General features: G+C 68.0%; 11 protein-coding genes. 8 read left to right on the top strand and 3 right to left on the bottom strand.

Translation table 11 applies throughout. The features are described 5' to 3' along the window. Window positions 1-229 precede the first annotated feature (229 nt). The 3 genes from NS331_RS24330 to NS331_RS24320 all read left to right on the top strand — a co-directional run bounded on the left by NS331_RS24330 (window position 230) and on the right by NS331_RS24320 (window position 3,640). Complete coding sequence (locus NS331_RS24330) at window positions 230-607, top strand: hypothetical protein (RefSeq protein WP_058644502.1); 378 nt, start codon at window positions 230-232, stop codon at window positions 605-607. A 53-nt stretch (window positions 608-660) separates the two neighbouring features. Then, a complete protein-coding gene (gene gorA, locus NS331_RS24325; RefSeq protein ID WP_058644501.1) occupies window positions 661-2,034 on the top strand; it encodes a glutathione-disulfide reductase in 1,374 nt (457 codons plus the stop codon). Between the two features lie 88 nt (window positions 2,035-2,122). Further along, on the top strand, window positions 2,123-3,640 hold the full coding sequence (locus NS331_RS24320) for an AMP nucleosidase (RefSeq protein WP_058644503.1): 1,518 nt from the start codon (window positions 2,123-2,125) through the stop codon (window positions 3,638-3,640). 85 nt (window positions 3,641-3,725) lie between these two features. On the opposite strand, the gene NS331_RS24315 is transcribed toward NS331_RS24320, so the two are convergent. Continuing rightward, window positions 3,726-4,031: a hypothetical protein gene (locus NS331_RS24315; protein ID WP_058644500.1), complete on the bottom strand. Its 306-nt coding sequence runs from the start codon at window positions 4,029-4,031 to the stop codon at window positions 3,726-3,728. Next, window positions 4,028-5,323 (bottom strand): DEAD/DEAH box helicase, encoded by a 1,296-nt coding sequence (locus NS331_RS24310; protein WP_058644499.1) that lies wholly within the window; start codon window positions 5,321-5,323, stop codon window positions 4,028-4,030. Before NS331_RS24310 ends, NS331_RS24315 begins: the two co-directional genes overlap by 4 nt. A gap of 129 nt (window positions 5,324-5,452) precedes the next feature. Here NS331_RS24310 and NS331_RS24305 point away from each other — a divergent pair, with 129 nt between their 5' ends. Together NS331_RS24305 and NS331_RS24300 are read left to right on the top strand one after the other, a co-directional pair. Beyond that, window positions 5,453-6,427, top strand: a complete 975-nt coding sequence (locus NS331_RS24305) for an ATP-binding cassette domain-containing protein (RefSeq protein WP_058644498.1) — start codon at window positions 5,453-5,455, stop codon at window positions 6,425-6,427. A gap of 4 nt (window positions 6,428-6,431) precedes the next feature. Beyond that, window positions 6,432-7,244 (top strand): ABC transporter permease, encoded by an 813-nt coding sequence (locus NS331_RS24300; RefSeq protein ID WP_058644497.1) that lies wholly within the window; start codon window positions 6,432-6,434, stop codon window positions 7,242-7,244. 34 nt (window positions 7,245-7,278) lie between these two features. Here NS331_RS24300 and NS331_RS26440 read toward each other — a convergent pair whose 3' ends face one another. After that, window positions 7,279-7,737, bottom strand: a complete 459-nt coding sequence (locus tag NS331_RS26440) for a hypothetical protein (protein ID WP_153013031.1) — start codon at window positions 7,735-7,737, stop codon at window positions 7,279-7,281. Window positions 7,738-7,971: 234 nt separating this feature from the next. Here NS331_RS26440 and NS331_RS26885 point away from each other — a divergent pair, with 234 nt between their 5' ends. The 3 genes from NS331_RS26885 to NS331_RS25865 all read left to right on the top strand — a co-directional run bounded on the left by NS331_RS26885 (window position 7,972) and on the right by NS331_RS25865 (window position 9,463). Next, window positions 7,972-8,118: an AlbA family DNA-binding domain-containing protein gene (locus tag NS331_RS26885; RefSeq protein WP_193758198.1), complete on the top strand. Its 147-nt coding sequence runs from the start codon at window positions 7,972-7,974 to the stop codon at window positions 8,116-8,118. A 161-nt stretch (window positions 8,119-8,279) separates the two neighbouring features. Next, window positions 8,280-8,567 carry a YuaX family protein gene (locus NS331_RS25870; RefSeq protein WP_082702746.1) on the top strand — a complete coding sequence of 96 codons (288 nt, stop codon included), beginning with the start codon at window positions 8,280-8,282 and terminating at the stop codon, window positions 8,565-8,567. Beyond that, window positions 8,567-9,463 (top strand): TIR domain-containing protein, encoded by an 897-nt coding sequence (locus NS331_RS25865; RefSeq protein ID WP_082702745.1) that lies wholly within the window; start codon window positions 8,567-8,569, stop codon window positions 9,461-9,463. The genes NS331_RS25870 and NS331_RS25865 overlap by 1 nt, the downstream gene beginning before the upstream one ends. Window positions 9,464-9,496: the final 33 nt, after the last annotated feature.

Here is a 9,496-nt window from a genome sequence, read left to right as displayed (position 1 = left end):
ACGTCACGCCCGCGCTGGCCATCCAGCGGGCGGCCAGCGCGGGCGTGACGTCGCCGGCATAGCCCTCGGCGGGGCGGGGCTGGTTGTCATCGTGGGGTGCAGGGGCTTGGGTCATGGTCGAAGTTTTCGTGAATGGCGGCTGCTATTGTTTCTCCAGCCGCCGACGCCTTCGCGGCGCCGGGGTTCACCCAGCCAACCGATGCGCCGCGTGCCGCGTTGAAGGACCACCATGCCGAACCGCCTGTTCCGAACCGCTTCGTGCGCCGCGCTGGCCCTGCTGATGGCGGGCGGCGCCACACTGGCCGCCGCCCAGAGCGCCGGCAACAGCCAGCAGCCTGGCCCCTTCGAGCGGGCCCAGCAGCAGCGCTATGCCAACACGCCGTCGATGCGGGCCATCCAGCAGGGGGCGGACTTCAACACCCAGCAACCGCCGCCGCCGGTGGTGCCGTCGCAACCGCAATGGCGCCCGCACCGGGCGCCGCCGGTCATCGTGTACGAGGACAGCCGTTACGCCCCCTGGGGCAATGCCCCGCCCGCCGCGCCGCAGCAGCCTTCGAGCCGGCAGGACACGCCGACGATCTGGTACGGCGGGCCGCTGCAGCAGTAGCCCGGCCGGCCTTGGCTACAGTGGCGCCTCCCACCACCACGGAGACGCGCCGCATGGCCCCGTCCACTCCCCGTTTCGACTTCGACCTCTTCGTCATCGGCGGCGGCAGCGCCGGCGTGCGTGCCGCGCGCATGGCGGGGCAGCGCGGCGCCAGGGTGGCACTGGCCGAATGCGCCGAACTGGGCGGCACCTGCGTCAACGTCGGCTGCATTCCCAAGAAGCTCTACAGCTATGCCGCCGGCTATGCCGAGGCCTTCGAGGAGGCGCCGGGCTACGGTTGGCAGATCGACAGCGCGCCGCGCTTCGACTGGGCACGGCTCAAGGCCGCGCGCGCCAGGGAAATCCACCGCCTCAACGGCGTCTATGAAGGCCTGCTGGACGGCGCGCGCGTCACGCTGCTGCGCGGCTGGGCCCAGCTGGTGGACGGCCACACGGTGCAGGTCGAGGGCCGGCGCCATACCGCGCGCCACGTGCTCATCGCCACCGGCGGCGCGCCTTTCGTGCCCGACGTGCCGGGCAAGGAACTGGTGCAGGTGTCCGATGCCATGTTCGACCTGCCCACCTTCCCGCGGCGGCTGCTGGTCATCGGCGCCGGCTACATCGGCTGCGAATTCGCCTCCATCTACCGCGCGCTGGGCGCGGAGGTGACGCTGCTGCACCGCGGCGCCCACATCCTCAACGGCTTCGACCATGACGTGCGCGAGTTCCTGGCGCGCGAGATGGGCCGCGCCGGCATCGACCTGCGCCTGAACCAGGAGGCGGCGTCGTTCACCGAAGGCGAGGGCGGCGAGATCGTCGCCACGCTGGCCCGCGGCCAGCGCGTGGCGGCCGACGTGGTGCTGGTGGCCGCCGGCCGCCGGCCGCTCACCGCCGGCCTGGGCCTCGAAGAAGCGGGCGTGAAGCTGGACGGGCGCGGTGCGGTGGTGGTCGATGCCGAGTACCGCAGCAGCGTGCCCTCGGTGCTGGCCATCGGCGACGTGTCCACCCGCATCCAGCTCACGCCGGTGGCCCTGGCCGAGGCCATGGTGGTGGTGGACCGCCTGTTCGGCGAAGGCCGCCGCACCATGGACTACGACTACATCCCCACCGCCGTCTTCACCCATCCCAGCGTGGGCACCTGCGGCCACACCGAGATGGAAGCCCGCAGCCGGTTCGGCGAGGTGCGCATCTTCAACAGCGAATTCAAGCCGCTGCGCCACACGCTCTCGGGCCGCGGCGAGCGCTGCTTCATGAAGCTGGTGGTCGATGCGAAGAGCGACCGCGTGGTGGGCCTGCACATGGTGGGCGCCGATGCGGGCGAGATCGTCCAGGGCTTCGCGGTGGCCATGCGCGCCGGCGCCACCAAGGCCGACTTCGACCGCACGATCGGCATCCATCCGACGGCGGCGGAGGAATTCGTGACGATGCGGGAGCCGACGGTCGGTTGAGGCCGCGCCGGGCCGCGCACCGGACGTCGGCGCCCGTAGGCCACGGAAGCGTCACGAGACGCTGGCACGTGCATTGCACAATGCCCGCATGCCCTACATGCCGCCTTTCATCGCCCCCAACCGCTTCACCGACCCCGACGCGGCGCTGGCCCAGGTGCAGCGCATCTACCAGGAGGGCCTGGCGCACCTGCGCGAGTCGATGCAGCGCTTCGTGGCCGGCGAGACGCTGCCCGGCCGGGTGCGGGCCTGCTATCCCTTCGTGCGGGTGCACACCCACACCAACACGCGCTACGCCACGCCCGCCACCTCGGGCCTGAGCTACGGCTTCGTGGCCGGCCCCGGCCGCTACGAGACGACGCTGAGCCGGCCTGACCTGTTCGCCCGCTACTACCGCGAGCAGTTCCGCCTGCTGCTGTCCAACCACCAGATCGAGCTGGAGGTGGGCACCGGCAGCGAGCCCATCCCGATCCATTTCTCCTTCGCCGAGAACGAGCACATCGAAGGCAACCTGAGCAACGAGCGCCGCGCCCTGATGCGCGACGTGTTCGACCTGCCCGACCTGGGCGCCATGGACGACGGCATCGCCAACGGCACGCACGTCACGCGGCCTGGCGAGGCCGAGCCGCTGTCGCTGTTCACCGCCGCGCGGGTGGACTATTCGCTGCAGCGCCTGCGCCACTACACGGGCACGGCGCCGGAGTGGTTCCAGAACTTCGTGCTGTTCACCAACTACCAGTTCTACATCGACGAGTTCGTGCGCCTGGGCCACGAGGCGATGAACGACGAGGCGGGCGAGTACATCGCCTTCGTCGAGCCGGGCAACGTGGTCACGCGCCGCCGCGGCCTCACGCCCGAGCAGTCCGGCGACCTGGCCGAGCGCATCGGCGCCATGCAGGGCACGCCGCCCGGGCGCCTGCCGCAGATGCCGGCCTACCACCTGGTGCGCGCGGACCGCAGCGGCATCACCATGGTCAACATCGGCGTCGGCCCGGCCAATGCCAAGAACATCACCGACCACATCGCCGTGCTGCGCCCGCATGCCTGGATGATGCTGGGCCACTGCGCCGGACTGCGCAACACGCAGCAGCTGGGCGACTACGTGCTGGCCCATGCCTACGTGCGCGAGGACCACGTGCTGGACGAGGAGCTGCCGCTGTGGGTGCCCATTCCCGCGCTGTCCGAGATCCAGCTGGCGCTGGAGCAGGCGGTGGCCGAGGTCACCGGCTGCAGCGGCGCCGAGCTCAAGGCCATCATGCGCACCGGCACGGTGGCGACCACCGACAACCGCAACTGGGAGCTGCTGCCCGGCAACGAGCCGCAGCGCCGCTTCAGCCAGAGCCGCGCCGTGGCCCTGGACATGGAAAGCGCCACCATCGCGGCCAACGGCTTCCGCTTCCGCGTGCCCTACGGCACCCTGCTGTGCGTGAGCGACAAGCCGCTGCACGGCGAGATCAAGCTGCCGGGCATGGCCAACCACTTCTACCGCGAGCGGGTGGAGCAGCACCTGCGCATCGGCATGAAGGCCATCGACATCCTGCGCGCCGAAGGCACCACGCGGCTGCACAGCCGCAAGCTGCGCAGCTTTGCGGAGGTGGCGTTCCAGTAGCAGGTCGCCTGGGGCGCGGCGGCACCCCCTCTCCCCCGGGCCCCTCTCCCGCGAGGGGAGAGGGGAGCACAGGCCCACCGTACTCTCAGTTCACGGCATCGCCGAACTCGGCGATGAAGGCCTCGGCAAAGGCCGGGCTGCCGGTGATGGACAGGTGGAAGCTGCGCAGCGCCGGCTCTTCCTGCCGCTCTTCCAGGTCGGCGTCCCAGTCGCCTCCTTCCTCCACCGGGCCGCGCCGGCCGAGGAAGCGGCGTGCGGCCCACCCCATCACCGTCTCGATCTCGGCACGCACGGCGGCCTCGCGCTCGGGGCCGACGGTGGCCAGGGCCTCGAACAGGCTGGTGTCGTCGTCGCCCTCGCTGTGGTCGAAGAGCAGGTAGTCGAGCGTCACGGCTGCGGGTCCTCCGGGACGTCCGGTGCCGCGGACACACCGCCCCCCCGCGCCGCCGCGGCGCGCAGCTTGTCCTTCTTGTTCGGCCGCTTGCCCTTGATGCCGCCACCGGCCGCCGGCGCATCGGCCGGCGCGGCCTCCTGCGGCTCGAAGCCCGCGATCTGCTCGCGCGGCACGCGCAGGCCCTGGCGCTTCTCGATCAGGCGGAAGTGCGCCTCGGCCGCGGCCGGCACGAAGCTCACGGCCACGCCGCTGGCGCCCGCGCGCCCGGTGCGGCCGATGCGGTGCACGTGGTCGGTGGGCGAGCGGGCCAGGTCGTGGTTGACCACCGCCGGCAGCTGCGCGATGTCGATGCCGCGCGCCGCCAGGTCGGTGGCCACCAGCACCTGCAGTCGGCCGGCCTTGAAGTCGGCCAGCACCTGCGTGCGCTTGCCCTGGCCCAGCATGCCGTGCAGCGGCTCGGCCGTGAGGCCGCCCTTGCGCAGCTTGTCGGCCACGGTTTCGCAGGCATGCTTGGTGGCGACGAACACCAGCACCTGCGGCCAGCCCTCGGTGGCGATCAGTTGGCGCAGCAGCGCGGTGCGCCGGCCCTCGTCCACCGCGATGGCGCGCTGGGCGATCTGCGGCAGCTCGGCCAAGGGCGCGGGCGCCGTCACGGCTTCGGGGTCGTGCAGCAGCGCATCGGCCAGCTGCACGGTGCGCGGCGCGAAGGTGGCGGAGAACAGCAGGTTCTGCCGCTGGGCCGGCAGTTCATCGAGGATGGCCTGCAACTCGTCGGCGAAGCCCAGGTCCAGCAGGCGGTCGGCCTCGTCCAGCACCAGCACGGCGCAGTCCTGCAGGCGCAGCGCGTTGTGGCGCGCCAGGTCGAGCACGCGGCCGGGCGTGCCGATCACCAGGTCCGCGCCGCCGCGCAGGGCCATGAGCTGCGGGTTGATCGAGACGCCGCCGATGGCGCGCACCAGCTTCGGCCGCTCGGGCAGCGTGGCCGCCAGTTCGGCCACGGTGTCGGCCACCTGCGCCGCCAGCTCGCGCGTGGGCACCAGCACCAGCGTGTGCAGGGCGCGGCGCGAGCGGTGGCGCGGCGCCTCGTGCCAGCGCTGCAGCAGCGGCAGCACGAAGGCGGCGGTCTTGCCCGAGCCGGTGTGGGCCATGGCGCGCAGGTCGCGGCCCTGCAGCACCACCGGAATGGCCAGGGCCTGGATGGGCGTGGGGGCGGCATAGCCCTGCCCGGCGCAGGACTGGATGAGTTCGGGGCGCAGGCCCAGGTCGGCGTAGGTGGGAGAGGTGGACACGATGCGAGGAGAGGCCGGAAGAGCGCCGGGGAAGGGCTGCGGATTGTCCGTCTTCAGGCCCGGCCCGTGGGCGTGTCGGCCAAGGCGCCGTGTGGGCGATGGCGTCATGGGCCTTTGCCACAATGCCGCGTGCCTGCCGATCCGAACCCCTCCACCGCCGCCTCGACCGCGCCGCTGCTGCAGGCCCGCCACCTGCGCAAGCGCTATGGCGAGGCCACCGTCGTCGACGACCTGAGCTTCGAGATCGCACCCGGCGAATGCCTGGGCGTGATCGGCCCCAACGGTGCCGGCAAGACCACCACGATCCGCATGTGCCTCGGACTCACCGCGCCCGACGGCGGCGAGATCGCGGCGCTGGGCGGCCTGCACATGCCGCGCGACGCGCGGGCCATCAAGGCGCAGCTGGGCGTGGTGGCGCAGTACGACTCGCTGGACCCGGACTTCAGCTGCGCCGAGAACCTGGTGGTCTATGCGCGCTACTTCGGTTACGCGCGCCGCGACTTCGCCGCCAAGGTGCCGGCGCTGCTGGACTTCGCAGCCCTGTCGCACAAGGCCGATGCCAAGCCGGGCGAGCTGTCGGGCGGCATGCGCCGGCGGCTGTCGCTGGCGCGCGCGCTGGTCAACGACCCGAAGCTGCTGATCCTGGACGAGCCCACCACCGGCCTCGACCCGCAGGCCCGCCACCTGATGTGGGAGCGGCTGCAGACGCTGCTTCAACAGGGCAAGTCCATCCTGCTGACCACCCACTTCATGGACGAGGCCGAGCGCCTGTGCCACCGCCTGCTGGTGGTGGACCATGGCCGCAAGATCGCCGAGGGCCGGCCGCGCGAACTGATCGCCGAGCACCTGGAGCCGCACGTGGTCGAGGTCTACGGCCAGGGCAACGGGCCATCGGCGCAGTCGCTGGCGGAATCGCCCGCGCTGCGGGCGCTGGCGCAGCGCACCGAGCTGAGCGGCGAAACCGTGTTCTTCTACACCCGCGATGCGCGGCCGCTGCTGGACGCATTGGGCACGCACGAGGGCCTGCGCACCTTCCACCGGCCGGCGAACCTGGAGGACCTGTTCCTCAAGCTCACGGGCCGGCAGATCCGGGAGGGAGGTTGAGGCCATGAACGACAACACGAACCTGCCTTCCGTCTGGTCGCCACCGGCCGTCACGCGCCGCTGGTGGCCCGTCTTCCTGCGCAACCTGCTGGTGTGGCGCAAGCTCGCCGTGCCCAGCCTGATCGGCAACATCGCCGAGCCGCTCATCTGGCTGGTGGCCTTCGGCTACGGCATGGGCGCGCTGGTCGGCCAGGTGAAAGTGGGGGGCGCGTCGGTGCCCTACATCCTGTTCCTGGCCAGCGGCTCGATCTGCATGAGCGCGATGAACGCGGCCAGCTTCGAGGCGCTGTATTCGGCCTTCTCGCGCATGCACGTGCAGAAGACCTGGGACGGCATCATGAATGCGCCCGTGGGCCTGGACGACGTGGTCTTCGCCGAGATGCTGTGGGCTGGCTTCAAGTCGCTGTTCACCGTGACGGCCATCCTGCTGGTGATGCTGGGCCTGGGCATCAGCCACAGCCCCAAGCTGCTGGTCGCCTGGGTGATCCTGGCGGGCGCAGGCATCGTGTTCTCGTCCATCGCGCTGATCTTCAACGCGCTGGCCAAGGGCTACGACTTCTTCACCTACTACTTCACGCTGTTCATGACGCCCATGATGTTCCTGTCGGGCGTGTTCTTTCCGCTCGAACAGTTGCCCGAGGTGGTGCGGGCGGTGGCGGCCTGGCTGCCGCTGGCCAATGTGGTGGCGCTGGTGCGGCCCCTGTTCATGGACCAGTGGCCGACGCAGCCGCTGCTGCATCTGGGCGTGCTGGCGGCCTATGGCATCGTGGCCTTCTGGCTGGCGCTGGGTTTGACGCGGCGGCGGTTCCGCCGGTGAGGTGCGGGGGCAGCAACCGCCCCCGCGTGCTCCATCAGCGACTGCTGCCACCAGACGAACCACTGCTGCCCGACCCGGAGCCCATGCTGCCCGAACCGGACGTGCCGGAGCCGCCCATCGAGCCGCTGCCGCTCGTTCCGGAACCGGAGCCCGTGCTGCCTGGACCCGATCCGGCACCCCGACCGCCAGGGCCGCCCGTGCCGGTGCCCGTCGGCCCCTTGCCACCGCGATGGCCCAGTTCCCCACTGCTATTGCCCGAGCCACCGGTGGTCCCCGAATGGGCGCCGGACGCGCCATTGCCGCTCGTGCCCTGCCGTCGCTCGTCGTCCCGCTTGTCCGAACGCTTGTTCGTGCTGCTGCTCGAGCCGCTGCCCGATTGCTGCATCGAGCTGCCGCCCGACGCGCCGCTGCCGCTGCTGCCGCCCATGGTGCCCGACGAGGAGCTCTGCGCGAACACGAGGCTGGCGCTGCATAGCGCGGCGGCGATCAGCATGGGGCGAAGGGGATGGAACGGGGTGCGTGTGTCTTGCATGAGGAGTCTCCTTGAATGAGGCAGCATCGGTGGACCGGTGCCGGTTCCCGAGCCACCCGGCGACATGCCGGCTTTGGCCTGGAAACAGCCTTCAAGCTAGGCGCGCTCGTACACCGCTCGGTGGGCTCGGGCCCACCCTGGTGTAGGAGCAGGGCTCCGGTCTCCCCCGCCCAAGCCGAAGAACGCATCCATGTCTTGCTCGCCGCTCCGGAAAGCCGCAGCCTCGACTTCAAGCGCATCAGCGGCAAGCAGAGCCGTATGTACGAAGCCGTTTGTGCGTTTGCGAACAGCGAGGGCGGCGTGCTGGTCATCGGCGTGGGCGAAAAGCCCAACATTGAATAAAATTGAAGATGTTTGTGCTTTGCTGGATGCTCACCCACTCATACTGCTGGTCCTTCCGTATGCAGGTAGTGATGCAGAAAGCGTCCACGAACTGATGGATCACATCACTCGGGAAAATTTCATCATTTTCGAGCATCCGAACAAATAACAGGAGGTGGGTTGTGTTCAAAATTACCGGACTGGATAAGCTTCAGAAAAACCTGAAAGATGCGCAGCGCGCCTTGAGTGAGTTAGACGGCGAACTGGGCGTCGTAAACTTTGATCCAAATGATCCCGCCAGCATTGAAGGCGCAATTCAATCGGTAAATCGAATGATCGATGAGCGCTTAGGAGAATATTCTTCAAACCCTATCGTTGGTCCTCTCGCAGAACAGATGAAGGAAAAGTATCGGGAGAGTATTCTTGAAAAAGCGGCAGAAGCTAGATTGAAGTCGGAGGAGGATGATTGATGGCTAGGGACTTATTCTCTGAAATAAACAATGCAGTTCTAGACTTGCAATCTTCACAGCTTCAAACCTACGAAAGACCTCTCAAAAAGCTGGGTCAACTGCTGCGACATCCGGACCTCGAGCCATACAACGCTGACCTGACGGAAGGTCTCGACGTTATGGCGTTCATCGCTGAAAGTGAAAAGACCGGGGGCAGCATGATTGGAAGCGCCCAGCTTGCTTGGCCAGAAGACTCCAAACAGGCGCTGGGGTTAACGTTGCTTTTGATCGAGAAGTTGGCGGCAGATCCCCGCTACGCCGCCAACTTTGCACATCTTTTTTTCTATTCCGGAAGTAAGGTCATCGCTGGGATCCACGCACTTACTGGCCAACTAATCATTCCCTTTGTCCGAGATTACAGGAGTTATATCCAGACCAAGGGGAGCACGGATGTTGTGTTGAAAGCTCAATTTTCCCGCAAGGTCTTTATTGTTCATGGTCACGATGATGGTGCTCGCGAAGCAGTGGCAAGATTTCTCGAACGAATCGGGCTTGAAGCCATTATCTTGCATGAACAGGCCAACCAAGGGCGAACAATTATTGAAAAAGTTGTTGCTCACAGTGATGTTGGTTTCGCGGTGGTTCTGCTTACGCCAGACGATGAGGGCTGTGTAAAAGGAGGGACGCCTGAGCCCAGAGCGCGTCAGAATGTGCTTTTGGAGTTGGGGTACTTCATTGGCCGCTTGGGCAGAGACAAGGTATGTGCTCTCAAACGCGGAGCAGTGGAAATTCCAAGCGATTTCGCCGGTGTCGTTTGGGAGACGATGGATACCGGCGGGGGCTGGAAACAGGCACTTGCGCGTGAGCTTGAAGCTGCCGGTCATAGCATCGACTGGAATAAAGTCATGCGTGCATAGAGTTTTGCCCTGCCGCAATGAGCGGGGCGCGGG

The organism is Pseudacidovorax intermedius, assembly GCF_001476815.1.
In the GTDB taxonomy this organism is placed as follows: Bacteria; Pseudomonadota; Gammaproteobacteria; order Burkholderiales; family Burkholderiaceae_C; genus Xenophilus; species Xenophilus intermedius_A.
This window is presented reverse-complemented; position numbering and strand designations above follow the sequence as displayed.

Coding starts and splice junctions, on each gene's coding strand:
- NS331_RS24330 (WP_058644502.1), top strand. CDS start 230: ATGCCGAACCGCCTGTTCCGAACCGCTTCGTGCGCCGCGCTGGCCCTG.
- NS331_RS26440 (WP_153013031.1), bottom strand. CDS start 7,737: ATGCTGATCGCCGCCGCGCTATGCAGCGCCAGCCTCGTGTTCGCGCAG.
- NS331_RS24300 (WP_058644497.1), top strand. CDS start 6,432: ATGAACGACAACACGAACCTGCCTTCCGTCTGGTCGCCACCGGCCGTC.
- NS331_RS25865 (WP_082702745.1), top strand. CDS start 8,567: ATGGCTAGGGACTTATTCTCTGAAATAAACAATGCAGTTCTAGACTTG.
- NS331_RS24320 (WP_058644503.1), top strand. CDS start 2,123: ATGCCCTACATGCCGCCTTTCATCGCCCCCAACCGCTTCACCGACCCC.
- gorA (WP_058644501.1), top strand. CDS start 661: ATGGCCCCGTCCACTCCCCGTTTCGACTTCGACCTCTTCGTCATCGGC.